The organism is Velocimicrobium porci (assembly GCF_009696045.1).
Classification (GTDB): domain Bacteria; phylum Bacillota; class Clostridia; order Lachnospirales; family Lachnospiraceae; genus Velocimicrobium; species Velocimicrobium porci.
Map to the genome: position 1 here is coordinate 59,991 of NZ_VUMT01000004.1, position 26,247 is coordinate 86,237.

General features: G+C 36.1%; 24 protein-coding genes. 1 reads left to right on the forward strand and 23 read right to left on the reverse strand.

Translation table 11 applies throughout. The features are described from left to right. Positions 1–54: 54 nt before the first annotated feature. The 21 genes from FYJ58_RS03985 to dapF all read right to left on the reverse strand — a co-directional run bounded on the left by FYJ58_RS03985 (position 55) and on the right by dapF (position 22,507). Positions 55–1,854: a peptidoglycan D,D-transpeptidase FtsI family protein gene (locus tag FYJ58_RS03985; RefSeq protein ID WP_154517565.1), complete on the reverse strand. Its 1,800-nt coding sequence runs from the start codon at positions 1,852–1,854 to the stop codon at positions 55–57. 20 nt (positions 1,855–1,874) lie between these two features. Then, positions 1,875–2,375 (reverse strand): DUF3053 family protein, encoded by a 501-nt coding sequence (locus FYJ58_RS03990; protein ID WP_154517568.1) that lies wholly within the window; start codon positions 2,373–2,375, stop codon positions 1,875–1,877. A gap of 20 nt (positions 2,376–2,395) precedes the next feature. Beyond that, on the reverse strand, positions 2,396–3,358 hold the full coding sequence (gene rsmH, locus FYJ58_RS03995; protein WP_154517570.1) for a 16S rRNA (cytosine(1402)-N(4))-methyltransferase RsmH: 963 nt from the start codon (positions 3,356–3,358) through the stop codon (positions 2,396–2,398). Between the two features lie 18 nt (positions 3,359–3,376). Continuing rightward, positions 3,377–3,805 carry a division/cell wall cluster transcriptional repressor MraZ gene (mraZ, locus tag FYJ58_RS04000; protein WP_154517573.1) on the reverse strand — a complete coding sequence of 143 codons (429 nt, stop codon included), beginning with the start codon at positions 3,803–3,805 and terminating at the stop codon, positions 3,377–3,379. 243 nt (positions 3,806–4,048) lie between these two features. Beyond that, on the reverse strand, positions 4,049–4,927 hold the full coding sequence (gene lgt, locus FYJ58_RS04005; RefSeq protein ID WP_154517576.1) for a prolipoprotein diacylglyceryl transferase: 879 nt from the start codon (positions 4,925–4,927) through the stop codon (positions 4,049–4,051). A gap of 33 nt (positions 4,928–4,960) precedes the next feature. Then, on the reverse strand, positions 4,961–6,058 hold the full coding sequence (gene ychF, locus FYJ58_RS04010; protein ID WP_154517579.1) for a redox-regulated ATPase YchF: 1,098 nt from the start codon (positions 6,056–6,058) through the stop codon (positions 4,961–4,963). Between the two features lie 15 nt (positions 6,059–6,073). Beyond that, positions 6,074–6,757: a thiamine diphosphokinase gene (locus FYJ58_RS04015; RefSeq protein WP_154517582.1), complete on the reverse strand. Its 684-nt coding sequence runs from the start codon at positions 6,755–6,757 to the stop codon at positions 6,074–6,076. Positions 6,758–6,759: 2 nt separating this feature from the next. Beyond that, positions 6,760–7,485, reverse strand: a complete 726-nt coding sequence (locus FYJ58_RS04020; protein WP_205839142.1) for a PilZ domain-containing protein — start codon at positions 7,483–7,485, stop codon at positions 6,760–6,762. Beyond that, the gene (gene rpe, locus FYJ58_RS04025) at positions 7,472–8,149 is read right to left on the reverse strand and encodes a ribulose-phosphate 3-epimerase (RefSeq protein ID WP_154517588.1); all 678 of its coding nucleotides are present in this window, start codon (positions 8,147–8,149) and stop codon (positions 7,472–7,474) included. The genes FYJ58_RS04020 and rpe overlap by 14 nt, the downstream gene beginning before the upstream one ends. A 20-nt stretch (positions 8,150–8,169) precedes the next feature. Then, on the reverse strand, positions 8,170–9,048 hold the full coding sequence (gene rsgA / locus FYJ58_RS04030; RefSeq protein WP_154517591.1) for a ribosome small subunit-dependent GTPase A: 879 nt from the start codon (positions 9,046–9,048) through the stop codon (positions 8,170–8,172). Continuing rightward, a complete protein-coding gene (pknB, locus tag FYJ58_RS04035) occupies positions 9,048–11,132 on the reverse strand; it encodes a Stk1 family PASTA domain-containing Ser/Thr kinase (protein WP_154517594.1) in 2,085 nt (694 codons plus the stop codon). Before pknB ends, rsgA begins: the two co-directional genes overlap by 1 nt. A gap of 14 nt (positions 11,133–11,146) precedes the next feature. Continuing rightward, entirely contained in the window at positions 11,147–11,875 is a 729-nt protein-coding gene (locus FYJ58_RS04040; RefSeq protein ID WP_154517597.1) for a Stp1/IreP family PP2C-type Ser/Thr phosphatase, read from the reverse strand. Between the two features lie 18 nt (positions 11,876–11,893). After that, positions 11,894–12,934 carry a 23S rRNA (adenine(2503)-C(2))-methyltransferase RlmN gene (gene rlmN / locus FYJ58_RS04045; RefSeq protein WP_154517600.1) on the reverse strand — a complete coding sequence of 347 codons (1,041 nt, stop codon included), beginning with the start codon at positions 12,932–12,934 and terminating at the stop codon, positions 11,894–11,896. A gap of 10 nt (positions 12,935–12,944) precedes the next feature. Continuing rightward, positions 12,945–14,309, reverse strand: a complete 1,365-nt coding sequence (rsmB, locus tag FYJ58_RS04050) for a 16S rRNA (cytosine(967)-C(5))-methyltransferase RsmB (protein ID WP_328597796.1) — start codon at positions 14,307–14,309, stop codon at positions 12,945–12,947. Continuing rightward, positions 14,302–15,009 (reverse strand): zinc metallopeptidase, encoded by a 708-nt coding sequence (locus tag FYJ58_RS04055; protein WP_154517606.1) that lies wholly within the window; start codon positions 15,007–15,009, stop codon positions 14,302–14,304. Before FYJ58_RS04055 ends, rsmB begins: the two co-directional genes overlap by 8 nt. Before the next feature lie 12 nt (positions 15,010–15,021). Then, positions 15,022–15,951: a methionyl-tRNA formyltransferase gene (gene fmt / locus FYJ58_RS04060; RefSeq protein WP_154517609.1), complete on the reverse strand. Its 930-nt coding sequence runs from the start codon at positions 15,949–15,951 to the stop codon at positions 15,022–15,024. After that, positions 15,952–16,440, reverse strand: coding sequence for a peptide deformylase (gene def / locus FYJ58_RS04065; RefSeq protein WP_154517612.1), 489 nt, complete (start codon positions 16,438–16,440; stop codon positions 15,952–15,954). It abuts the gene before it with no gap. 15 nt (positions 16,441–16,455) lie between these two features. Then, positions 16,456–18,690, reverse strand: coding sequence for a replication restart helicase PriA (gene priA / locus FYJ58_RS04070; RefSeq protein WP_154517615.1), 2,235 nt, complete (start codon positions 18,688–18,690; stop codon positions 16,456–16,458). An 11-nt stretch (positions 18,691–18,701) separates the two neighbouring features. Further along, a complete protein-coding gene (locus tag FYJ58_RS04075; protein WP_154517618.1) occupies positions 18,702–20,165 on the reverse strand; it encodes a UDP-N-acetylmuramoyl-tripeptide--D-alanyl-D-alanine ligase in 1,464 nt (487 codons plus the stop codon). 18 nt (positions 20,166–20,183) lie between these two features. Then, positions 20,184–21,641 carry a UDP-N-acetylmuramoyl-L-alanyl-D-glutamate--2,6-diaminopimelate ligase gene (locus tag FYJ58_RS04080; protein ID WP_154517621.1) on the reverse strand — a complete coding sequence of 486 codons (1,458 nt, stop codon included), beginning with the start codon at positions 21,639–21,641 and terminating at the stop codon, positions 20,184–20,186. Between the two features lie 17 nt (positions 21,642–21,658). Then, positions 21,659–22,507 carry a diaminopimelate epimerase gene (dapF, locus tag FYJ58_RS04085; RefSeq protein ID WP_154517624.1) on the reverse strand — a complete coding sequence of 283 codons (849 nt, stop codon included), beginning with the start codon at positions 22,505–22,507 and terminating at the stop codon, positions 21,659–21,661. Between the two features lie 294 nt (positions 22,508–22,801). Here dapF and FYJ58_RS04090 point away from each other — a divergent pair, with 294 nt between their 5' ends. Continuing rightward, complete coding sequence (locus tag FYJ58_RS04090) at positions 22,802–24,181, forward strand: L,D-transpeptidase family protein (RefSeq protein ID WP_154517627.1); 1,380 nt, start codon at positions 22,802–22,804, stop codon at positions 24,179–24,181. 68 nt (positions 24,182–24,249) lie between these two features. On the opposite strand, the gene FYJ58_RS04095 is transcribed toward FYJ58_RS04090, so the two are convergent. Both FYJ58_RS04095 and FYJ58_RS04100 read right to left on the reverse strand, forming a co-directional pair. Further along, the gene (locus FYJ58_RS04095; RefSeq protein ID WP_331464154.1) at positions 24,250–24,855 is read right to left on the reverse strand and encodes a thymidine kinase; all 606 of its coding nucleotides are present in this window, start codon (positions 24,853–24,855) and stop codon (positions 24,250–24,252) included. A gap of 14 nt (positions 24,856–24,869) precedes the next feature. Then, complete coding sequence (locus FYJ58_RS04100; RefSeq protein WP_154517630.1) at positions 24,870–26,213, reverse strand: MATE family efflux transporter; 1,344 nt, start codon at positions 26,211–26,213, stop codon at positions 24,870–24,872. Between the last annotated feature and the right edge of the window lie 34 nt (positions 26,214–26,247).

Below are 26,247 nucleotides of genomic sequence, written 5' to 3' on the forward strand. Positions count from 1 at the left end.
CTCATAAATCTCATTGTTTAATTTTATTATGAAATCTACGAGGTTATGATTGCTTTATTCTTTTGTCGGATAGACACCCAAAAACGGAAGAATGTCTTTCATAATGTCACTAGCTAACTCTGTAGCGTATCCGCTATTTGCCTGGTGATCTACATGAGGTCTGTCAATAATTACATAAGTTACAACCTGTGGGTCTTCAATTGGTGTAAATCCGATAAACGATACCAGATAATTTCCCTGTTTTCTAGGTTGTGTTTCGGCTGTTCCAGTCTTACCACCAATTTCATAACCTTCTACTCCGGCTGATTTTGCCGTTCCGGCTTCTACGGTTGCGAATAAATAGTTTCTTATCTTTTCACTTGCAGACTCAGAAATTGTTTCTTTTACTAAAGTCGGACCAATCGCTTTGATTGTTGCTCCATTTTCATTTTGAATCTCTTTTACAATATGGGGTTTATAATAGTTACCTCCGTTAATCAAAGAGCAAAAGCCTGACGCAAGCTGTACCATTGTCACCGTGTTACTTTGTCCAAAGCTGGAAGTGGCAAGCTGAACAGGACCTAATTGATCCTCTGTAAAAATAAGTCCGGTTCCCTCACCGGGAAGATCAATCCCAGTTTTTGCTCCAAATCCATACATTTTAAGGTAATCGGCAAACACACTTTTTCCCATCTTTGCAGCGATATCCATCATTGCTACGTTACATGACATCATTAATGACTGCTTCAACGAAACCGTATTGTGAGTTTTATTACAGCGAATTCGTTGTCCTGCAACAACCGAAGCACCATTACATACATAGGAAGATTTGTTTGTAGCCTTCGCTTCATCCAACGCTGCTGCAACAGTAAAAGGTTTAAAAGTAGAACCAGGTTCATAAGCATCACTGATGCAATAGTTTCTCCATAACTTGCTTAAAGCCTCTCCATATTCTTCATCTGACATTTTTTTAAGCTTCTTTTTCGAATAAAATGGTTCCAAATTTCTTGGATCATTTAAGTCAAACGAATAGTTCGAAACCATAGAATAAATCTCTCCATTTTGAGGATTCATAACAAGCACTGCCAGATTTTCAGCACCAGTCTCGTCTAAAAATTTTTCTACTTTTTTTTCTACAATTGCCTGAACATTTGCATCAATTGTAGAGATAATATTGTGACCATCTACTGCACCTTTAACCGTTCTCTCTAAATTTAATTCTGCATCAAAATATCCGTATTCCCGCCCATTTGTTCCATTCAGTTCATCATTGTAAAACTCTTCGATTCCCCAAGTTCCAATATTTCCGTTTCCTTTCTGCGTGAAACCTATTACATTAGATCCAATATTTTTTAATGGATACTTGCGAATATATTCTTCTTCAAAGTATACTCCGACAATTTTCTTATTTTTCTCCTGCATTTTTTTAAATACAGAAACCTTATCATATTCTAATCCCTTATGATCTTGTACAAGAAAATAGCGGGAATTATTATGCTTTTCCAAAATTGTTTCTAATTCTTCTTTTGAAATCTCAAAACATTGATTCAATGCTTGAATTGTTTCTTTTTTGTTCTCACTTTTTTCTAATATTCCAACAGGATCCAGTGTCAAATTATACACTTTTTCACTGACTGCCAGCTTGGTCATATTCCGATCTAAAATGTTACCACGCTTAAAAGGTATTGCGCTGCTGACATATGTCTGCTGAGCCAATACCCTTCGTTCGTACTTATCTCCATCTTTATTATTTAAATATACCAGCCTGACAACGAGTGCCAAAAAACATAGAAAAACGATACAAAAAACAAACAAAAGGCTCGATTGCATTTTCGCAGTGAAACGCTTCGAATTCTGTCCTTTGTCTCTTCTCATTCGCATCCTCCACAACTTAATTAGTTTTTCTTCGAGCTATCTTTTACATCCGGCACATCTCCATATTGTCTGACAAAATCACTCTTCTTATTCGTATAAGACTGTACCTGATTTTTGTCAGCACGAACCATTCCAAGCTCATTTACTGCCACATCGTAAACATAATCTAAATCAATTGAACTTTCAATCTTACTATATGCAGCATCATTCTGATTCTTTAAAGCAAGAACTTCACTTTCCATAGAAGCAATCTTTTTACTCATGCTAGTAACATTCTGCTGTGCCTGTAAATAAGAAATACAAACAAACAATGCTACTGAAATAGCAGCCAACATAAAAAGCAGTGACACAAAATCCCAATTCTGGGCAGGGTGTCTTCTAACTTTTTCTTGTTCCTGTTCTCTCTCTTTTGGAGCAGCGAGCGGTTCTTTTCTGTCATACTCTGGAACTTGTTCTAATTTTCGAACAGTGTTCCCTTGGACATAATAGCTACTGCTATGATGATACTTTTTTTCTGGCATGCTGCTCTCACTTCCTTCTCTCATTTGATAATGCGTCGTTCAAATACACGAAGCTTCGCACTTCTAGACCGACTGTTTTCTTCCATCTCTAAATCAGATGGTAAAATCGGCTTTCGTGAAATAACCTTCCCTCTTGACTTTTCTCCACATACACATACTGGAAAATTCGGTGGACATGTACATGGATTTTCATTTTTCTTATAGATTGTCTTTACGATACGATCCTCTAATGAGTGGAACGTTATAATACAAATTCTTCCATTATCATTTAGAAGTTGAATCATATCATTTAAAGTATCATTCAATACTTCTAATTCCCGATTTAATTCAATTCGTATCGCTTGAAATGTCTTTTTTGCAGGATGTCCCATATTTTTTTGAATCTTCATTGGAATTGCTCTGCAAATCACTTCAGACAATTCTTTTGTTGTTTCTATGCCAATTCCCTGCTCTGCCTGCTTCTTCTCCCGATAAGAAACAATGTGCTTTGCAATATTCTTGGCAAATTTATCCTCACCGTAATCCCGTATCATACGAAATAATTCTTGTTCACTGTATCCATTTACAATATCTTTTGCTGTCTTGTCCTGCCTTGTATCCATTCTCATATCTAAAGGAGCATCTTCCATATAAGAGAATCCCCGTTCTCTTGTGTCAATTTGATACGATGATACACCAAGATCTAATACGATTCCATCTACTTTTTGAATTCCAAGTTCATTCAATACCTGCTTCATATTGCAATAATTACTTCTCACAATCTGAACTTTTTCTCCAAATTCATTCAACCGCTCAGAAGCTGCTATGATTGCCGCTTCATCCTGGTCAATTCCGATAAACCGTCCATCCTTACCTAAACGTTTGCAAACTTCATAAGCATGTCCACCACCGCCTAGTGTTCCATCCACATAAATACCATCCTCTTTGATATTCAAATATTCAATTGTTTCATCCAGTAATACGGATACATGTTTAAATTCCATGATACACCTCTTAATCTCCTAAAAACTTAATCCAAATTCTGACATATGCTCTGCAATTTCATCCATATCATCATATGTATTATTTGCTTCCCAGCGTTCTTTACTCCAAATTTCTATTTTACTTAACACACCTACAAATACTACTTCTTTTTCTAATCCGGCCTGCTGACGCAACTTAGACGGAATCAGAATTCTTCCCTGTTTATCTACCTCACAGGACGCAGCACCTGCCATAAAATAACGCTGTAACTGTCTTGCCTCTTTGCTTCCAGGAAGATTTTTTAATTCGGATACGAAGTTCTGCCATTCCTCATCTGGGTACACAAATAAACACCCATCTAAACCTAGAGTGACTACAAATTCCTCTCCCAGTGTTTCCCTAAATTTAGCAGGTACTATAATTCTACCCTTTGTATCAATTGTATGATTATATTCGCCCATAAACATCTGGCTTCACCTACTTTTTTTGTATGTCACTATCAGAAATATACTACCACTTTTGTGGACTATATCACCACTTTGTCCCACTTCGCACCACTTGTAATATAATAGTAATATAATTTTTAACATTTTTCAAGTATTCTGAAACTATTTTCCTATAAATTTATCGACAAAAAGCAAAAAAAACTGCCATACAAGACAAAACAAGCAACTTTTTTGTCTATATGACAATTTTTTCTTATATTTAAACTATTCCTTCACTGTTTTCAAACAGTTCCGTTTAACAAAAATGCAAATCAATGCACCGACAAATAATATCAATGACAATAACATTGATATTGGAATATTGGTTTTCCAAAGCAACAGCTGGTCCGTACGAAGACTTTCAATCCAAATTCTTCCAAGACCGTATCCTGCCAGATAAAGCAAAATTAATTCTCCGTCAAACTTCTTATGCTTTGTATAAACCAATATAAGAATTAATACCCCTATATTCCAAACTGATTCATACAAAAAAGTAGGATGTACTAAAATTGTGTTATCAACTACATGTGCTTTTAGGCTTTCTATGGACGAAGATGACATATGAAGTATGGCCTCATCCCATGGAAGTTGCATTGCGAACAGGGAATCTCCGGCATAACCACCAAATGCTTCCCGATTAAAAAAATTCCCCCATCTTCCTATAATCTGACCTGCTAAAAGACCAGTACATCCTGTATCTGCAAGCAATCCAAAACTTATTTTCCGATACTTACAAAAGAGCCATGCAGTTAAAATGGCAACGATTACACCACCATAGATTGCAAGACCACCATTTCTAATATTTAGTATTTCGATTAAATTATCTTTATAATTATCCCAGCTAAAAATAACATAATAAATTCTGGCACCTATTACAGACAACGGAATTGCCAATAATGCAAAATCTAGGTAAACTTCCGGATTCTGTCCTGTTCTTTTCGCCTGCCATGTAGCCATCAGATAGCCTAGAATCATTCCAAACGCAATAATCATTCCATAAAATGCAATCCGAAATCCAAAGATTTCAAACCCTGAGCTTAAATGCTCAATTGATATTCCAAGGTTTGGAAAAGCTACATCGGCTGCATAATCAATTGAAGTCATAATAACTCCTCCTATTGCTTCCTGTTATTTCAATTATACATTAAAACGGAATAAAATAACATCTCCATCTTGTACAACATATTCTTTTCCTTCAGAACGCACTAGTCCTTTCTCTTTTGCTGCATTATAACTTCCACAGGCAACCAAATTATCATAATTTACAATTTCAGCACGGATAAAGCCTCGTTCAAAATCTGTATGAATTTTTCCTGCCGCCTGAGGTGCTTTTGTACCTTTTTTGATTGTCCACGCCTTTGTTTCTTGAGGTCCCGCTGTCAAAAAGCTTAACAGACCTAATAAACTATAACTTGCACGAATTAGTTTTTCTAAACCGGACTCTTTTAATCCCAAATCTTCTAAAAACATTTTCTTTTCATCATCGTCTAATTCTGCAATCTCTTGTTCAATCTGTGCACAGATAACAAAAACCTCTGCTCCTTCTTCTTTTGCATATTCTTTTACCTTTTGTACCTGCTCATTGTCTGCACCATCATTTGCCAAATCCTCTTCTGCAACATTAGCAGCGTAAATAACCGGCTTATAAGTTAAAAGATTATAGCTTTCCAGTAACTTTAATTCATCCTCATCTTCTGTTTCAAAGTTCTTTGCAAGCTTGCCTTCTTCTAAATGTTCTTTCAAACGGTTTAGTAATTCTACTTCTTTTGCCAGTGACTTATCATTTCTTGCGCCTTTCGATGCTCTTGCAATCCTTCTTTCAATAATTTCAATATCGGAGAAAATAAGTTCAAGATTAATTGTTTCAATATCACGAAGTGGATTAATCGAACCATCTACGTGAACAATATTTGTATTTTCAAAACAACGTACAACATGTACAATTGCATCTACTTCTCTGATATTTGACAAAAACTGGTTTCCTAATCCTTCTCCTTTCGATGCGCCTTTTACTAAACCTGCAATATCAACAAATTCAATTGTAGCCGCAACTACTTTCTCTGACTGATATAAATCACCCAGTACCTTTAATCTTTCATCCGGTACCGGAACAATTCCTATGTTAGGGTCAATTGTACAGAATGGATAGTTCGCCGATTCTGCTCCCGCCTTTGTTAAAGAATTGAATAATGTACTTTTACCAACATTTGGTAATCCAACAATACCTAATTTCATTTACTTATCTCCTTTTCAATCTTTTGATTCGAATACGGCAAATGTTCCTGTTTGAAAGGAAATAAATCCTTCCTCTTCCAATAACTCATTGCTCACACCAAGACTATCGCCTTTTTTAAAGTCTGTTTGACTGACATTATACTTAAATCCTCGCAATGTTACACCTGTAACATCTCCGCCAAATGGAAGCAGAGAAAAATAAGGTCCATATAATTCTGCTTTTCGAATCATCGTATTTTTATTTATTAAATATATTTTATTATATTCATCCAAAATATACGCCGGTATTCCTAAAGACAGGGGTTTTACCAATAAATGAATATTTGCCAGCATATGGTCGATTCTTGTTCCTGTTGCACCAAATATAAGAATTTCATCCGTTTTCTCTTCCATTGCAATCTGAATTGCAATCTGCGTATCCGTTGCATCTTTAACCGGATTAAACTCACGAATTACAATCTGCTTTTCTTTCTTTCGCACAGCCTGTTTATATTGCTCTAACAGCCTTTTCGGAACAGTATCAAAATCTCCAACCAGATAATCAATATCAAGCTTCATTGCATCTGCAACTTCCAATGCTCCATCGACACATACTATTGTTTCAACACGATTCTGCTCCAAATAAGACTGCAGGCAAGCCTTATTTACCGTTCCGCCTGTCAATATAAGACATGTCTTTTTTTCTTTCTTTTGTTCCATACTTACTTGCCTTGTCTTTCCCTATGCAAAATTTCTCGCTGCAATTTAAATAAATATTTTCCTAAATTTTTGTCCACTTGAGAAAATTCGCAACCATAGAGTAGGCTGTACTTCCCAAAATTGCCACTAGAGCTACGAATAATTTCGCCTTTGCAAAGCATTTTTCCCATCTCTGTCATAAAGTCCAATACAACCGTTGTGCCTTCCTTCAAAGGAAACTTCGAATAAATGCCCATTCCTCCCTCACTCAAATCCTTTAAAAATACAGGGATTACTTGACGATTATATAATTCCATTTCTAGTCCGCTAAATTCATCACATTCCTGATAACGATAACTGCTCCATTTTTTATCTGATTCGGTACTTTCTGTCTGTTCCTCATCTGCTTTCGGTGTATAGACAAGAAGGTTGACCTCCCTGTTTACGGGCACACGGAATGCATCTCGGCGATTATAACTGATTCCATCTTTATTGCTTTGTAAAAAATGAACATCTTCACCGTCTAATTTCGTAATGCCTCCTTTTACATGGGTCCACTTCCACATACGGTCACCATCCCGATAAATAATTTCAATCTCATCTGTGTTTAAAAAACGAAAAATCCTTTTACCAGAAGCAATTAATGAAATAAACACCTTGTTGTTTTCTGCTTTTTCAACTTTACTTACAAGATGGTATTTATAACCTTCACGAGTTATAAACACATCCAATCCTTTACCGACCTTCATGCCCTCCATTCGCATTAGCAAATACCTCCTTAAATGCCTTAACATTTTTCTGTTTATCACCTTTGAATACAGAAGTCCCCGCTACGAATATGTTCGCACCTGAATCCATCATTCGCTCCACATTTTGTAATGTAATACCGCCATCGACCTGGATGTCAGCCTTTAACCCTTTCCCGTCAATTATTTCTCTTAATTTACGAACCTTTTCATATGTATTTTCAATCAGTTTTTGTCCTCCAAATCCAGGATTGACTGTCATAATCAAAACCATGTCCAAATCTTCCAAAATATAATCAAGACAAGAAAGACTAGTAGCCGGATTTAATGCAACTGCTGCCTTCAAACCTAACTCTTTAATGGCTTGAACCGTGCGGTTTAAATGTTTACAGCTTTCTGCATGCACTGTGATTCCATCGGCACCTGCTTCTTTAAATTCATTCATATAACGAATTGGCTCCTCAATCATAAGATGAACATCAAAAAAACAGTCTGTTCTCTTTCTCAATGATTTCATGACCGGCATCCCAAATGATATACTTGGTACAAATATGCCATCCATGACATCAATATGCAGATAATCTGCTCCCGCATTTACGATTTCTTCTACTTCTTCTCCCAATTTTGAAAAATCTGCTGATAAAATAGAAGGTGCTAATTTATACATAATTTTAACCTCTCTCACAATTAATATTTTTTTCTATTTTTTAACTCTTCATATAAAAGTAAGTAATTTTCATATCTATCTCTGCTTATCCTATCTTTTTGCAAAGCTTCCTTTACTCCACAATCTGGTTCATTAATATGAACACAGCCTGTAAAACGACACTCCTCTTCAAATGGTTGAAATTCAATAAAATAATCCTTTAGCTCTTCCTTTTCCATTTTATCTATATATAAAGAACTAAAACCGGGTGTGTCCATAATATAAGTGTTTTTTTCAATACAAAACAATTGAGAATGTCTGGTTGTATGCTTTCCTCTCTCAATTTTTTCACTTATAACTCCCGTTTCCATATTGGCACAAGGAGCAATTAAATTTATTATTGATGATTTTCCTACACCAGACGGCCCGGCAACAACGGTTGTTTTGTCTTTCAAAATAGCCCTGATACAATCCAATCCTTTATCAAATAAAGCACTCGTAAAGATTACTTTATATCCACAGCTTCCATAAGTCTTTAATAAATGTTCCTTTACCGCTTCTGATGCTACATCTGTCTTGTTGAAGCATACAACTGTTTCAACATTTTGTTTCTCCATAGTAATTAAAAAACGATCCAATAAATTGAGATTAGGCTCTGGCTTTGCCGCAGCAAAAATAACAAGAGCCTGATCAACATTTGAAACCGCCGGACGAATCAACTCATTTTTTCGTGGAAGAATTACCTCTATATTCCCAATTTTTTTTTCTCTATCCAAAACCGCAATCTCTACATTATCTCCTACTAAAGGTTTTATTTTCTGATTACGGAATATTCCTTTTGCTTTACATTCATACACAGCATCATCCTGTGTATGAATGTAATAAAATCCTGCAATTCCCTTTACAATCTTTCCCTGCATTATTGTTTTTCCTTTTTAAATGTAATTGTATAAGTTCCTAATAAACTTCCATCTACATACATGGAAATTTTACCACTTGATTCACTGCTTCCTTCTACATCTACACTTAATGGGAAATCATAAAAATCTAGTTCTTCACTATATATCGTCTTTATTTTTCCATCTTGCGTAAGTTTTAATACAACTTTTGCCGGATCTTCATCTTGATACAAAAATGGATTATCACTAATTGTAATTGATCCGGTATATCTATAGTTCACTTCTTCCGGTCCAAGGCTTATATGGAATGTAATCTTTGTTCCTTCCTCCACACGTACACCATAGTTATGACTCTGACTGATTACTTTTCCTTTTTCCACCTTATCATTATAATCATAAGATTCGACTGAACCAGTTAATCCTGCCTCCTTTAACTTTTTCAATGCTTCTGACTCTGTACATCCTGACAAATCAGGAACAGTTGTATCCTTTATTTCTTTCCCCTTACTGATATACACCGTAACAGATGAATTTTTACTAACCTCAGCTCCAGCAGCCGGTGAAGTACGAATTACTTTTCCCTCTGCCACACTGTCACTAAATTCCTCTTCATGAGAACCAACCGCCAAGCCATTTGCAACAATTGCTGCATCGGCCTCTGCTCTTGTTTTACCTGCAACATTTGGCACTTTTGTTGATTCCGAACCTGTACTGACTGTTAATGTTACAGTTTCGCCTTTTTCCAATTTTTCACCCTGTTTTGGATCTTGTGCACAAATCACACCTTCTGCGTAAGAATCCGATGGGGATTCTTCATATTTGACATCAAAACCTTTCTTTTTCAGTTCTTCCTCTGCAACATCTTTTCCCCATCCAACAACATATGGAACATCAATTCCCTCTTCCTCTGGTTCTGGAGTTGCTGTTGCTTCGACTGTAGGTGTTGGAGTAACTTCTTCCTCTTTGTTAGAAGAACCGCCAAAAAGTCCAAATGCTTTTGCTATTAGCACAATAATAATAATTACAAGGATAACTGCTGCTGCAATTCCTCCTCCAATCATTAACTTTTCTAATTTTGGATCAATATCCTTTTCCTCACCAATATCCGGATCATCATCCATCTTCCCAAACTTATCAAGCTCTGGAATCTCACCCGTTGCTTCTATTGATTCATTCTTTTTTATTTTTTCTGCTTCATTGCGGATTGTATTCACATCTCTTTGTGAGATTTGTATCGTTGGAGAATCATCTACCAATGTAGGCACAAGCTTTACAAAATCCCCATCCGGTTCAATAATAGACTTCTTTAAATCAGCAATTAATGTTTCCGCATTTAAATAACGACGCTCCGGTTTTTTTTGCATACATTTTTGAACAATACGGTCAAGACTGGCTGGCACTTGAGAATTCAAAGTTCTGACAGTAGGTGCATCCTCCTGAATATGTGCCAATGCTACTGACACCGTATTGTCCCCTGCGAATGGAACTTGTCCTGTAAGCATCTCATATAAAGTGATACCTAAAGAATAAATATCACTCTTCTCGTCGCTATAACCGCCTCTTGCCTGTTCAGGAGAAATGTAATAGACAGACCCCATCGCATTCGAAGTAATTGTATTAGACGTCGTTGCCTTTGCAATCCCAAAATCTGTTACTTTTACTTTTCCCTCTCTCGAAATAATAATATTCTGAGGTTTAATGTCACGATGAATAATATGATTCATATGAGCAGCGTTCATTCCCTGTGCAATTTGAATTGCAATTCCAATCGCTTCTTTTACCTCTAATTTTCCTTTTCGTTCAATAAAGTTCTTTAATGTGATTCCCTCAACTAACTCCATCACAATATAGTGAAGCTCATCGTCTTCACCTACATCATATACATTTACAATATTAGGATGAGAAAGTCCCGCGGCAGACTGAGCCTCTCCTCTAAATTTATCTACAAATTTTTTATCTTCACTAAATTCCTGTTTTAATATCTTTATTGCAACATTGCGGTTTAAACGATGATCTTTTGCTTTATATACATCTGCCATACCACCGGCACCGATTTTACTTATAATCTCATACCTGTCGCTAATAAACATTCCGGCTTTAACCATGTCTCACCTCTCCTTTAAATCTCAATTAAAATAATGGATATATTATCCTTTCCACCATTCTCATTGGCCTTTTCAATCAACTGTCGTGCTGCACTTTGTATATCATCCTGGCAGTGTCTGACTATGTACATAATATCATCATCATCCATCATATTGCAAAGTCCATCCGAACAAAGCAGTATACTATCCCCTTTCAATAATGGAACTTCAAAGTAATCAGCTACTACCGTCTTTGCTGTCCCAAGTGCCCTTGTAATAATATTTTTATTCGGATGAAATCTGGCATCTTTTCGGTCCAGTTCTCCATTTTTAATCATTTCCTCTACTAAAGAATGATCTTCTGTCACCTGCTTAATCTGGTCACCATTTATTATATACAATCTTGAATCACCAATATTAGCTACATACAGCAAATTATCATCCGAAATCATCGCTGCAACAAAAGTTGTACCCATGCCTTCAAGATCACTATTATTGGCTGCCTCTTCATATAATCGTTTGTTTGCTTTGCCAATTGCCTCTTCCATTGTACTGATTGGTGTTCTTAACGGGCTGTCTTGAATACTTTTCACTACTGTTTCAACACAAGTCTTTGAAGCATAATCTCCTGCTTTATGCCCGCCCATTCCATCAGCAACAATAAAAAGATTTGGGAAACTTCCTACTGCATTTTCTTCACAAAATACATAATCTTGATTTATCTTTCTCTTTACGCCAACGTCCGTTATAGAAAATGCTTTCATTTATTCCCTCCTCCTATCTTATTTCGTTTTGTCCATATAACTTTTTCTTAACTGTCCACAGGCCGCATCAATATCGCTGCCCATTTCTCTTCTAATTGTAACGTTTATTCGATTTTTTTCAAGTATATTTTTGAATTTTTGTATATATTTGTCTTCTGCATGCGTAAAGTTTCTTTCCTTAATTGGATTGACAGGAATCAGATTGATATGGCAATTCATACCACGAACCCGTCCAATTAGCTCTTTCGCATTTTCTTCACTGTCATTCACACCTTTTACCAGACTATACTCAAAACTAATTCTGCGTCCCGTCTTATCATAATAGTATTGACATACTTCCATAATTTCATCAATACTATATTTATTCGCGACCGGCATTAATTCTTTTCTTATTTGGTCATTTGGAGCATGCAGTGAAATAGCCAATGTTATCTGCAATTTTTCATCTGCCAACATTCTTATTTTTTCCACAAGCCCGCAAGTTGATACCGTAATATTTCTCTGACTTATGTTAAGACCATTTTCGTCACTCACCATATAAATAAATTTTAGCAGATTATCATAATTGTCCATTGGTTCTCCGGTTCCCATAACAACAATGTTAGAAACCCGCTCACCTGTTATTCTCTGAATCTCATATACTTGAGAAAGCATTTCTGAAGGTGCAAGATTACGCTCTAAGCCTCCTAATGTAGATGCACAGAAACGGCAGCCCATTCGGCAACCAACCTGAGAAGAAATACACACACTATTCCCATGTTTATATTTCATAAGGACGCTTTCAATTACCCTGTCATCTGCCAGCTGAAACAAGAACTTACTTGTACCATCCTGTTTTGATGTTCTGCGATCTACCATTTTCAGTGGTGCCAGCTCATAATTTTGCTCTAGCTTTTCACGAAATGACTTTGAAAGATTTGTCATTTCATCAAAAGATACTGCTAACTTTTTATGAATCCATTCATAGAGCTGCTTTCCACGAAATGCTTTTTCACCTAATTGTACCATCTCATCAATTAATTCCTTCTGATTCAATGATTTTATATCTTTTCTCTCCATAATTTCCTTTCTATTTTCTTCTAAACTTAGCAAAAAAGAAGCCATCTGTTTTATGTTTTCCCGGAAGTAATTGCAAATATCCTCTTTTTGTTGTAGATGACTTTAAGTTGTCTGGCATGTTAGAATCAAGCGTTTCCAATTCAAACTCTTTATATTGTTCTAAAAGCCAATTTACATTATCTATATTCTCAATATGGTTAATCGTGCAGGTACTATACATCAATATACCTCCCGGCTTTACATATTGAACTGCCTGACTCAAAATTCTTCGTTGAAGTTCTGCCAAAGCTTCAATGTCTTCTTTTTTCGTTTTATATTTAATATCTGTCTTTTTTCCGATTACACCAAGACCAGAACAAGGTAAATCCGCCAATACAATATCCGCCTTGCCAATGTCCTCTTTTCTCAATTCCGTCGCATCATATACCTCTGCTTTCAGATTTGAAAGTTCTAAACGTGCTACATTTTCATTGATAAATGCAACCTTGTCTTCTGATACATCTCTGGCAGATACAATCCCCGTCTTATTCAGAAGTTCTGCTATATGGGTACTTTTCCCTCCCGGTGCCGCACATAAATCGATGACATAATCACCATTTTTTACTCCGGACGTATATGCAACAAGCATGGAGCTTTCATCTTGAACTTGAAATAATCCCTGTCTGAATGCTTTTATTTTCTTTAAATAGTTATAATCTGATATTTTCAACGCAAAAGGCAGATAATCTCCCTCTTTTACGGTAATTTTCTCTTCTAATAACTGCTGTCTTAATTCTTCCACTGTAACCTTCGTCTGATTACATCGAATCGTTGTCTGCTTCTGTTCCAAAAATGCTTTTAGCATCTCTTCTATCTGCTCATAAGAATATTCTGTAAGCCACAAATTAAGAATCCATTCTGGAAAAGAATAAGTCACCATAAGATATTCTTTTGGCTGTTTTTCTTTATCTGGCCATAAAATCTCATCTTTTTTCCTGCTAATATTGCGAAGAACACCATTTACAAAACCTTTTAAGTTATAAAAACCTTTTCTTTGTGCCAGTTTTACCGCCTCATTGCAGGCTGCACGATCCGGCACCTGATCCATATACATAATCTGATAAACACCCATACGAAGAATGTTTCGTATTGGAGCCTTCATCTTTGTCGTCTTTACTTTTGAAAATTGATTAATAATGTAATCAATTTCAATTACTCTCTCAATTACACCTTCTGTCAGGCGGGATAAAAAAGCTCTATCCTGCTTTTCCAGATACTGATATTTTAATAAAGTATTGTGGATAGCTACATTACTATAGCTATCCTGCTCCAACACTTCAATTAATATCAAAAGAGAAAGCTCTCTTAAATTTACCTTTTTTTCCTCTTTAGTCACGATCTCTTCCTCCAAATAAAAGAAGCAGTCTTAACAATTGTAGTACAGATCCTGCAGCGGCTGCTACATAAGTCAACGCAGCTGCCTTTAATACCTTTTTGGTCTGACTTACTTCTGAATTATATAAAATACCAGAATCTCCCAAAATTCTTACCGCACGGGCAGAAGCATTAAATTCCACTGGTAATGTCACTAATTGGAATAATACAGCGGCAGAAAAGAATAAAATTCCAAGCTGAATAAAGATTCCACCGGCATTCCCTAAGAAAATTCCTAAAAGAATCAGAGGCCAGCTGATATTCGCACCTATATTTGCAATTGGGACAATTGCACTTCGAATTTGAAGTGGGACATACCCTGTCGCATGCTGAATCGCATGTCCACATTCATGGGCTGCGACTCCAATTGCAGCAACCGATGTCTGATTATAAACAGAATCCGATAACCGCAATACCTTTGTTCTTGGATCATAATGATCGTTCAAATCTCCACGAATATGTTCAACTCGAACGTCATAAATTCCAGAAGACTGTAAAATTCTCTGTGCCGCCTCAGCACCCGTATAACCGGACATGCTCCGCACTCTTGAATACTTTGCAAATGTGGATTTTACTTTTGCAGATGCCAAAAGCGACAATACAACTCCAATAATTACCAGAAAATAGGTTGGATCAAAATAAAAACCATAACCATATCCCATACTTTATCACTCCTACTTTAATATTGTTCCTGTATGAATCTCATAACCTCGCAAAAAGGCTTCGATATCCATACGTTTTTTGCCTTCTAGTTGCACTTCCTTTAATGTAAGAGCTCCCATACCTGTTTTTACAATAACAGAATGTTTTGTAACTTCGATAATTTCTCCCACTTCTCCTTCTCTCTCTTCTTCTAGCACATCAACATTCCATATCTTTAATGTTTTCCCATCTAAAGAAGTATATGCACTCGGCCATGGATTAAGTCCGCGAATCAGTCGTTCAATTTCAATTGCCGGTTTGGAAAAATCAATATGTCCCATTGTTTTACTTAACATTTTTGCATAATTTGACTGGGCATCATCTTGCTTTATCCGTACTAGCGTACCATTTTCAGCCTTCTCTAATGTTTCTAAGATTAGTTCTCCTCCTAATGAAGCTAACTTATCATGCAAACTTCCTCCCGTTTCATCAGGAGCAATCGCAACTTCTTTTTTCAGCAACATATCACCTGTATCAAGACCTTCTTCCATATACATTGTAGTAAGACCCGTCTTTTCTTCTCCATCAATAACCGCCCATTGAATCGGAGCCGCTCCCCGATACTTTGGAAGTAAGGAAGCATGAATATTGATACATCCATATCTTGGAATCTCTAATATGTCTTTTGGAATTATCTGACCAAATGCAATTACTACTATAACATCCGGATTTAGTTCTTTCACCTTTTCTACAAAAGCTTCCTCTCTTACTTTTGCCGGCTGATAGACAGGAAGATCGTGCTTTAGTGCTATTTCTTTTACAACAGGATAGGAAACTGCCTTTCCCCTTCCCTTTGGTTTATCAGGCTGAGTTACAACACCTATCACCTGATGTTTGGAAGCAAGCAACGTTTCTAAAGTTGGAACTGCGATGTCTGGCGTTCCCATAAATAATACTCTCATTTATTCACCATCCTCTTCCAATTCACGATTGTCAATTAAATCTCCTTCCACTTTTTCCACATACAAATGCCCATCTAAATGATCAATCTCATGGCAAAGTGCCCTTGCCATCAGACCTTCCCCTTCTACTTCAATTTCTTCCATCTTCTCATTGAACGCTTTTACCTTTGCATAATTTGGTCTTGTTACAATTCCAGATTTGCCAGGCACACTTAAACAACCTTCTGCTCCTGTCTGTTCCCCACTTGTTTCTACAATAACTGGATTGATTAAAACAACCGGTGAATCACACTCCGAAGATATATCAATCACAACAATTCTCTTTAAAATACCAACCTGAGGTGCTGCCAAACCAACGCCATATTCCTTATACATTGTTTCCAACATATCATGAATTAGTATTTTCGTTTTTTCATTCACTTCTTTTACCTGTTTTGCCTGTTTTGTTAAAACAGGATCACCAATCTTTCTAATATTTCTTAATGCCATAGATTTCACCTTTCTTTAATAACTGTTCATTGGATCAAAATCAAACTGAACCGTGATTTTTTTCATCGCATCCGAATAATGAACTAATCCTTCTAAGTAGTTTTTTATTTGCTTTAAAATCTCATATTCCGGAGATTTTATATAAAGTATCTGTCTATAGATATCATTTAGTTTCGATAACTCCGCCTTAGCAGGTCCGATTAACTTCACCTTTTCTTTTAGAAGCAATTCTTCTTCTACCGCCCTTTTCAAATAATTAGCCGAAAAAATTGCCTTTTCTTCTTCTTTTGAAGTAACTAAAATCGCTAAAATATGAGAAACCGGAGGATAGTCAAGCATCTTTCGATATGCAATTTCTTCCTGATAAAAAGCAGTATAATTATTCTTTGCAGCAGTCCGAATACTATAATGCTCTGGATTATAAGTCTGAATAACAACTTCTCCGCTGTCAGTGCCTCTTCCTGCCCGTCCTGATGCCTGCAAAAGGAGCTGAAAGGTTCGTTCAGCCGAACGATAATTCCCTGCATATAAAGACAAATCGGCAGCCAAAATCCCAACCAGTGTAACTTCTGGAAAATCGTGTCCTTTCACAATCATCTGTGTTCCTATCAGAATATCGGCTTCATGATTTGCAAAAGCAGAAAGAATCTTTTCGTGACCATCCTTTCCTTTTGTTGTATCGGTATCCATTCTAAGCACCCTGGCACCCGGAAATTCTTTCAAAACCATTGCTTCAATTTTTTGTGTACCGGTTCCAAATGCAGCAATATAAGGAGAGCCGCAAGATGGGCACTGTTGTAACATAGCCACTTCATATCCGCAATAATGGCATTTTAAATTGCCATCTTTATGATAAGTTAAAGAAATATCACAATGAGGACATTTTATCACATAGCCACAACTTCTACAAGAAACAAAGCCTGCATACCCTCTCCGGTTAATAAAAAGAATAATCTGTTTTTTTTGTTCTAGCCTCTGTTGCATCAATTTCCGTAATTTCCTGCTAAAAATCGAACGATTTTTTGATTTCAGCTCTTCTCTTAAATCTACAACATGAACCGTTGGAAGTGTTCCCTTACCTGCACGATTTTTCATTGTGAATAATTGATATTCCCCTTTTAAAGCTTTGTCATATGCTTCAATTGATGGAGTAGCAGAACCTAAAATAACACTAGAACCAGTCATTCTCGCCCGTTCAATCGCCGTTTCTCTTGCATGATATTTAGGAACACTTTCACTTTTATAACTTCCTTCATGCTCCTCATCTATTATAATAAGACCTAATTGTGGAAATGGCGTGAACAACGCAGACCTTGGTCCGATAATAATATCAATTTCTCCCCGTTTGGCTCTCAAATATTGGTCATACCGTTCACCCTGAGATAACCTGGAATGAAGAATAGAAATCCTGTCACCAAACCGTTTATAAAATCGCATAACGGTCTGAAAGGTCAGTCCAATTTCCGGAATCAGCATAATTACCTGCTTTCCCTCTGCCAGAACCATTTCAATAATTGACATATAAACTTCCGTCTTTCCACTTCCTGTTACGCCATGAATTAAATAGGTTTTTCGAATATTCTGTTTATAATCAGCCGTAATTGCCGAAACAATCCTTTCTTGCTCTTCATTCAAAGAAACCGGAACAAAATTCCTATCAATCTGTTTAATCGGATTGCGATATCTATGCTCGGTAATAATCTCAATATAGCCTAACTGCTCTAAATCCCTAATTGTTGTCCTTGCAATCGAAAACTTAGATACCACAATCTGATACTCCAACTGTTCCTGTTCCAATAGCACTTCTAGCAGACGAGCTCTTCCTTTATGATTCTTTTTCTTCGACTGTTCTAAAAATGCTACTGTTTCTTCAATGGTACGTTTCCTCTTAATGTATTTTTTTTCTACACTTTTTACTGTCTTTTTTACAGGAATTACTGTCTTCAAAGCATCATTTATCGTCGCTCCATAATTTTCTTTCATCCAATAAGCTAAACTGATTAGCTGAGATTCGATTACTACACCATGTTCAACTACCTGCTGTAGAGGCTTCATTTTTTTCAAATCCCAATTTGGTACTTCTGACAAACCGACAATATAGCCCTGAATCAGCCTATTTCCTCTTCCGAACGGAATTTTTACTAAAGCACCAATGACTGCCTTTTTCTCTAATTCTTCCGGCACAATATATTGATATGTTTTATCTAAATTTTCATGTGAAATATCCACGATAACATCAGCAAATATCATTTGACACTCACCTATAATGCTTTCAATTTATCCACAATTTCATCTGTGTGCATTCCACGCGAGCCTTTTACAAGAACTGCATCACCCGGTTTCAAAATTGTTTTTAAATAAGCAATTGCTTCTTGATTGGAATTAAAAGAACGTGCGTTAATTCCTTTTCCTTCCGTTTCAATTGCTTCTTTAATCGCTTTTGCTTCTTTTCCAATCGTTACAACTTCTTCTGTATAAGCCTCCTTATACTTTGTACTTGCAATATAGCTTCCTACTTCATAGTGACAGGAATGAGATACTTCTCCTAACTCTAAAACATCGGCCAGTACTGCAATATGGCGCTTTGCCTGTGGCATCTGAAGCAACACAGAAATTCCGCTTTTCATGGAATCAGGGCTGGCATTGTAAGTGTCATCAATGATATAGATTCCTTTGTGCTCAAAAATCTGTCCTCTCATTGCAATTGGTTGATAAGTACGTAAGCCTTCTTTCGCCATAGCCGGTTTAATTCCTAAATGATAGGCAACAGCCAGAGCAACCAAAGCATTATTAACATTATGAAGTCCTAACACCGAAAGTTCAATCTCTTCTGTTCCGTCCGGATAGTGAAGTGTAAAATAAGTTTTTCCCTGCTCCGTCTTAATATTGTTTCCATAAAACCTGCAAGCTTTTTCTGTTCCAAAGAAAATACATTCTGTATCTGCCAATTTTTCAGCTGTTTTCTCTGTTACCGGTATTTCTATCTTCGGATTAATTTGTAACAGTAAAGTATCATCACCATTTAAAAATAATTTACTTTTCGGACGAAACTCATTGATAATATTTAATTTTTCTTTTCGAATGTTTTCTTTACTTCCAAGTTGTCCGATATGGGAAACTCCAATATTGGTCATAACCGCCATATCTGGTCTGGCAATCTTAGCAAGGCGTTCCATTTCTCCTTCCTCACTCATTCCCATTTCAATAACTGCCACATCATAATCTTTTTCTAAATAAAACATCATAAGAGGCAAACCAATCTGACTATTCATATTACCAATTGTTTTTAGCACATGGTATTTTGTTTCCAGTGCGGCAGAAATCATCTCTTTTGTTGTCGTTTTTCCAACGCTTCCTGTAATTCCAATTATCGGAAGTGTAAACAAATTACGATAGTAAGCTCCAAGTGCCTGCAATGCCTGCAATGTATCTTCTACATATATTACACAACGATTGTTCCACTCACTCGTATCGCCTAAATCTCCATCTTCTAAAAGTTCTTTCTCCGTCTTATGATGAGAAGTAAAAGAAGCTACTGCACCATTTTCAAATGCATTCCGAATGAACTGATGTCCATCAACCCGTTCTCCTATAATTGGAACAAATAATGCACCTTCTTTTATTTCTTTTGAATTAACACCAACAGAAGTGACCTTTTGATTCTCACTGCCTGTCAATAATGTACCATTTACAGCGTTTACAATCTCTTTTACCAATAATTCCATCTCAAATTTAACCTTCCTTTATACTCCTGCAAGAATATCCCGAATTAAATCTCTCTCATCCATTTTATATTTTTTCCCTTTTATTTCCTGATAGTCCTCATGCCCTTTTCCTGCTAAGACAATAACATCTCCCTCTTTCGCATGATCAATACAATACTTGATAGCTTCTTTTCTATCTATAATTGTAATGTATTCGCCCGGACCTTTTTTCACTCCTGTGACAATATCATCTATAATTGCCTGAGGTTCTTCATTTCTTGGATTATCCGAAGTAACAACTGTTAAATCGGCAAGTTTAGAAGATACTTCACCCATTTCAAATCTTCTTAAACGGGAACGATTTCCTCCACAGCCAAATAAGCATACAAGACGCTTTGGTTCATACGCTTTCAACGTAGTAAGAAGGCTCTCTAAGCTCATTGCATTATGTGCATAGTCTATCATTAACGTAAACTTCTCAGAAATTGGAATTAATTCTACTCTTCCTTTTACCCGAACATCTTTCAAAGCATTTTGAATCACTTCCTCCGATACATTAAAATGACGACAGATTGCAATCGCAGTTAAGGAATTATAGACACTGAACTTTCCAGGAATATCAATTTCGACATGGGAATCCATAATTCCCTTTACGTCATATTCAACACCAAGATATCCTTTTCTTTTTAATAATTTCATATTTTCTGCACGAAGAGAAGCTTTCTCTGAAAAACCAAATGTCTCGATTTCGCAAGTATGCCCTTCAATCATTCTGTCGTAATATTCGCTGTCAATATTTAAAATTCCCTGTCTGCACTGTTTAAACAGCATACTTTTGCAGGAAATATAGTCATCCATATCTTTGTGTTCATTCGGTCCTATATGATCTGGCTCAAGATTTGTAAAAATACCATAATCAAACACAAATCCTCCTACTCGATGTAACATAAGTCCCTGGGAAGAAACTTCCATAACAACCGCTTCACACCCTGCTTCCACCATCTCTTTAAATGTTTTCTGAACAATGTAGGATTCTGGTGTTGTATTACTTGCAGGAATAACTTTATCGCCAATAATTGTTTCAATCGTACCAATTAAACCAGTCTTAAATCCTGATTTTTCCAAAATCGACTTTACCATATAAGTTGTTGTAGTTTTTCCTTTTGTTCCGGTTATTCCAATTGTTTTTAATTTTTCTGCGGGATAGCCAAAATATGCCGCCGACATAGCCGCCAGGGCATATCTTGTACTCTTCACTAATATCACAGTAACATCTTTTGGTACATCTACCTCTTTTTCTACAATTAAAGAAGTAATTCCTGCTTCTACGACCTCTCTGGCAAAATCATGCCCATCTCTTACAGCACCGCTTATGCAGACAAATACTCCATCTTTTACTGCCTTTCTGGAATCATATACCAGTTCTGTTACTGTTCTGTCCACATCGCCCTGAATACAGTTATATTCTAATTTTTCTAATAAATCTGCTAAAATCATGTTTTCTTATTCCTTCCTTATTCTATCCCTGTAATATCTATCTCACCATCAAATACAACCGTTGCAGGACCTGTCATAAACATATGGTTCTTTTCTCTGTCATAACGAATTTTTAAATCTCCACCTAATAAGTGAACCAATACTTCATCATCTGTCTTTTCATTCAAGATACACGCATAAACACTTGCACAAGCCCCAGTTCCACAAGCTAATGTTTCACCTGCTCCACGCTCCCAGACACGCATATTAATTGTCCCACGGTCTAATACTTGGATAAATTCCGTATTTGTCCTGTTAGGAAAACGTTCCTTATCATTTTCAAACAATGGACCTGCCTTTTCAATCTCTACTTTACTGGTATCTTCTACAAAAACAATGGCATGAGGATTTCCCATAGATACGCAAGTCATCTCGTAGTCCATCCCACCTTTTGTAATCTTTTCTGCAAGTACAATATCCCTATCTGAAATAACAGGAACTTCAGCAGGCGTTGTAATTGGACTTCCCATATCAACCGTAACGGTTTCTACTTTTCCACCGTTTACCTGAAGTTCTAAATGCTTAATACCTGCCTTCGTTTCAATTGAAATCTGTTCTTTATCTGTTAAACCATAATCATAAACATATTTTGCCACACAACGTATACCATTTCCGCACATTTCTCCCTCAGAACCATCTGAATTATACATTGCCATTTTAAAATCTGCTACCTCTGATGATTTAATTAAAATTAATCCATCGGAACCAATTCCAAAATGTCTATCACTAACAAATCGGGAAACTGCACCCGCATTTTTTACCTCTTCCTTAAAACAATTAACGTAAACATAATCATTTCCACAACCGTGCATTTTCGTAAATTTCATATTTAAAACCGCTCCTTTCGGGTAATAGGCAAATTTGCCCATAGATGTTTTTATTATAATGCAATCTATTTTAGGTGTCAAATTGGAAATTTTTCTCTATTTTTAGCATATCTTTCAGCTTGTTATTATAATATTGAAGTAGTAATCGAAGCGTGCTTTTATATTTTAAGTTTGATAAAAGATTCCATTCGCAAAAAATCTACTTTTTTCTAAAATATACTAGTGCGTCCATTCAGAACTTGTGATATACTACCTAGGTAGAATCAATAACATAAAAAGATAAGAGGTTAAATCATGAAAACAAAAAAGAAAACAAAATCTACAAAACCAATCCTTATTAGTGTACTCTTTCTTTTGTTGCTTGTATATTTTGGCATGTCATTCTATTATAGCAAACATTTTTATTATGGTTCTCTGATTAACGGAATTGATTATTCCGGCAAAACAGTAAAGCAGATAGAGGACAGCATTTCAAAAAAAATTTCTGACTACTCCATTACTCTTTTTGGCAGAAATGATGTATCTGATGTAATTACAGCAAAAGACTTTAATTATCACTATATTTCGGATGGTCAGATTCAAGAATTAAAAAAAGAACAAAATCCATTTGCCTGGCCATTTTCTTTCTTCAATAAGAAAGAGCTATCTATGGAAGCTACAACTGAATTTGATGAAGAAATGCTAACCGATGCTTTTTCTAATCTTGTATTCTTCAAAGAGGAAAATATGGTAGCACCAACCGATGCCACAATTGAATATAAAAACGATAGCTTCCAGGTCATAAAAGAAACACAGGGCAGTTATGTTAAAAAGAAAACTTTAAAAAAGGCTCTATGGAATGCAATTGACACTAATCAGTCAACACTTTCCTTGGAATCATTCAACTGCTACAAAAAACCTGAAATAACCCAAAATAGTAAAGCACTTAAAAAAGCACTTAAAAAATTGAATAAGTATACAAATCTTACAATTACATATGATTTTGGAAGTCGAAGTGAAGTTCTTAATAAAGAACAGCTTCATTCCTGGGTTACATATGACAAAGACTTTAATGTTTCAATTGATCCAAATAAAGTTACAGAATATGTTAATTACTTAAATTATCACTATACAACTTTCGGAATCCCACGCCAATTTACAAAACACAACGGAAAAGAAATTACAATCCGTGGGGGAGATTATGGCTGGTGGATCAATCGTTCAAAAGAAGCGGAAGAATTGACCCAAGTAATTAAAGCAGGAAAAAGTGTAACCCGTACTCCTGTTTATTACCAAACAGCAGCCTCCCGGGAACTAGATGATATCGGAAATAGCTATGTAGAAATTGATTTATCCAAACAACATTTGTGGGTATTTAAAAACGGTAAAAAAATGATTGATTCTAAAATTGTAACAGGAAATGTTGCCAGAAATTTTGGAACCCCAAAAGGTGCATATTCAATCACCTACAAAGAACGGGACGCTACCCTGGTTGGTGAAAATTATAGTTCTCCGGTTTCTTACTGGATGCCATTTAACGGAAATATCGGTATGCATGACGCCGGCTGGCGCAATAAATTTGGTGGTGATATCTACAAAACACGTGGTTCTCATGGATGTGTTAACCTTCCTCCCCAAAAAGCTGCCAAGATATTTGATATTATTGAAAAAGGTACACCTGTAATCGTATATTAATTGAGCTTCAAACAAAAGCTGTTATAATGTTATATTTTCAATCATTAACATTACAACAGCTTTTTTTCTTACATTTCTTTTTTTTCGTTATTGCCTAAGTTTCCCTCTAAATAATGTTTCCTGCATAAAGAAACATAAGTTTCATTGCCTCCCATAACAATCTGCTCCCCATCATAAATAACCTTTCCGTTATGTATCCTTGCATTACAGTTGGCACCTTTCCCGCACCAACAGACTGTTTTTAACTCTTCAATCTTATCTGCCCACGCCATCAACCACTTTGATCCTTCAAATAACTCATGTTTAAAGTCAACTCTCAGCCCATAACAAATCACGGGAACTTCCAAATCATCTACAATATGTGTAAAAAACTCCACTTGTTCTTTTGTCACAAACTGTGCCTCATCAACAATAACACAATCGTATTTTTTTATTTCCGAATCTTCCATTTCAACCAAATCTTCTACAAAAATTCCTTCTTTTTCCAGTCCCATTCTAGAACGAATTACTGTTTTACCATCTCTAGTATCTATTTTCGGTTTTACAAGTAAAGCTCTTTTTCCTCTCTCATAGTAATTATACTCAACCATTAGTGCATTTGCCGTTTTTGAGCTTCCCATTGCCCCATGTCGAAAATAAAGTTTTGCCATCGTTCTATCCTTTCCTTCTTTCATTTTAATTTTCTATTTTATTTATTGGAACTATTTATTCCAATACGCTTCATAACTGTAAAATAAGCAATCGCAAGTGGAATCGTCGCCAAGATCCACGCAAACGGACCTGCAATACAGATTCCAACAAATCCCAATATAGCCGGAAATGTAATTGCTCCAATCGTTCTTGCCACTAATTCTGCAACTCCCGCCATTAATGGAACAAAACTTCGTCCCATTCCCTGTAACACATTGCGGTATACAAAAAGCAGACTAAGTACCGGCAAAAATACTGCAATTGTATTCAAATACTCTCTGGACGCTTTTAATACTTTGGCATTCCCCTCTTTCACAAATAGGAGTGTAAGATCTTTTCCAAAGTAAAAAACAATCAGTGCTGCAAGAACAGCAAAAGCCAATGTAATAATACTACACTTTCTTGTACCCTCCTTAATTCGTTCATACTTTCCGGCACCTAAATTCTGCCCTGTATAATTTGCCATTGTAGTACCAAATGAATTGGCAGGCTGGCTTACCAATTGTTCTACTTTATTCGCAGCCGTAAATCCAGCAATATAATCTGCTCCAAACAAATTCAAAGCCCCCTGTAAAATGATTACACCTACGGCTGTAATCGAAAATTGAAATGCCATTGGCAAACCGATTGTTAAATGCTTTTGAATTAAAGTCCAGTCGAATCTGAAATCTTTCTTTTGAAACTTTAAAATTGGATATTTCCGCTTTGTATAAATAACACATAAAATTCCTGACAATCCCTGAGAAATTACTGTCGCAATACCAGCTCCTGCAACTCCCATATTAAAATTAATGATAAGTACAAGATCCAGTACAATATTAACAATAGATGAAAAAATCAAGAAATATAAAGGGGTCCTGCTATCACCAAGTGCACGCAGAATACATGCAATCATGTTATACAAAAATGTAGCACCAATCCCTGCAAATATAATCATAATATAAATGTAAGCATCTGTTAATACATCCTCAGGTGTATTCATCGCAATTAAAATAATTTTAGCAGTCCCCATTCCAATTGCAGTTAAAACAATCGTAAAAAAGACACACAAATAGATGGAAATCGCCACTGCATGACGAAGTCCATCTTCATCTTTTGCTCCGAAACGCTGGGCTACAATAACAGCAAATCCGCCCGTAAGCCCCATAACAAATCCAAGAATCAGAAATGACATCGGACCTGTAAGTCCTACAGATGCTAATGCACTAACGCCTACATACCTTCCTACGATAATTGTATCAACCATACTATAAAGCTGTTGAAAGATATTACCAATGATCAACGGAATTGTAAAAAGTAAAATTAACCGTCCCGGTTTTCCTACTGTCATATCCTTTTCCATGTTGTGTTTCTCCTATTCTGTTGTTTTAATTACC

Coding starts and splice junctions, on each gene's coding strand:
- FYJ58_RS03985 (WP_154517565.1), bottom strand. CDS start 1,854: ATGAGAAGAGACAAAGGACAGAATTCGAAGCGTTTCACTGCGAAAATG.
- FYJ58_RS03990 (WP_154517568.1), bottom strand. CDS start 2,375: ATGCCAGAAAAAAAGTATCATCATAGCAGTAGCTATTATGTCCAAGGG.
- rsmH (WP_154517570.1), bottom strand. CDS start 3,358: ATGGAATTTAAACATGTATCCGTATTACTGGATGAAACAATTGAATAT.
- mraZ (WP_154517573.1), bottom strand. CDS start 3,805: ATGTTTATGGGCGAATATAATCATACAATTGATACAAAGGGTAGAATT.
- lgt (WP_154517576.1), bottom strand. CDS start 4,927: ATGACTTCAATTGATTATGCAGCCGATGTAGCTTTTCCAAACCTTGGA.
- ychF (WP_154517579.1), bottom strand. CDS start 6,058: ATGAAATTAGGTATTGTTGGATTACCAAATGTTGGTAAAAGTACATTA.
- FYJ58_RS04015 (WP_154517582.1), bottom strand. CDS start 6,757: ATGGAACAAAAGAAAGAAAAAAAGACATGTCTTATATTGACAGGCGGA.
- FYJ58_RS04020 (WP_205839142.1), bottom strand. CDS start 7,485: ATGAAGGTCGGTAAAGGATTGGATGTGTTTATAACTCGTGAAGGTTAT.
- rpe (WP_154517588.1), bottom strand. CDS start 8,149: ATGTATAAATTAGCACCTTCTATTTTATCAGCAGATTTTTCAAAATTG.
- rsgA (WP_154517591.1), bottom strand. CDS start 9,048: ATGCAGGGAAAGATTGTAAAGGGAATTGCAGGATTTTATTACATTCAT.
- pknB (WP_154517594.1), bottom strand. CDS start 11,132: ATGGTTAAAGCCGGAATGTTTATTAGCGACAGGTATGAGATTATAAGT.
- FYJ58_RS04040 (WP_154517597.1), bottom strand. CDS start 11,875: ATGAAAGCATTTTCTATAACGGACGTTGGCGTAAAGAGAAAGATAAAT.
- rlmN (WP_154517600.1), bottom strand. CDS start 12,934: ATGGAGAGAAAAGATATAAAATCATTGAATCAGAAGGAATTAATTGAT.
- FYJ58_RS04055 (WP_154517606.1), bottom strand. CDS start 15,009: ATGGGATATGGTTATGGTTTTTATTTTGATCCAACCTATTTTCTGGTA.
- fmt (WP_154517609.1), bottom strand. CDS start 15,951: ATGAGAGTATTATTTATGGGAACGCCAGACATCGCAGTTCCAACTTTA.
- def (WP_154517612.1), bottom strand. CDS start 16,440: ATGGCATTAAGAAATATTAGAAAGATTGGTGATCCTGTTTTAACAAAA.
- priA (WP_154517615.1), bottom strand. CDS start 18,690: ATGATATTTGCTGATGTTATCGTGGATATTTCACATGAAAATTTAGAT.
- FYJ58_RS04075 (WP_154517618.1), bottom strand. CDS start 20,165: ATGGAATTATTGGTAAAAGAGATTGTAAACGCTGTAAATGGTACATTA.
- FYJ58_RS04080 (WP_154517621.1), bottom strand. CDS start 21,641: ATGATTTTAGCAGATTTATTAGAAAAATTAGAATATAACTGTATTCAG.
- dapF (WP_154517624.1), bottom strand. CDS start 22,507: ATGAAATTTACGAAAATGCACGGTTGTGGAAATGATTATGTTTACGTT.
- FYJ58_RS04090 (WP_154517627.1), top strand. CDS start 22,802: ATGAAAACAAAAAAGAAAACAAAATCTACAAAACCAATCCTTATTAGT.
- FYJ58_RS04095 (WP_331464154.1), bottom strand. CDS start 24,855: ATGAAAGAAGGAAAGGATAGAACGATGGCAAAACTTTATTTTCGACAT.
- FYJ58_RS04100 (WP_154517630.1), bottom strand. CDS start 26,213: ATGGAAAAGGATATGACAGTAGGAAAACCGGGACGGTTAATTTTACTT.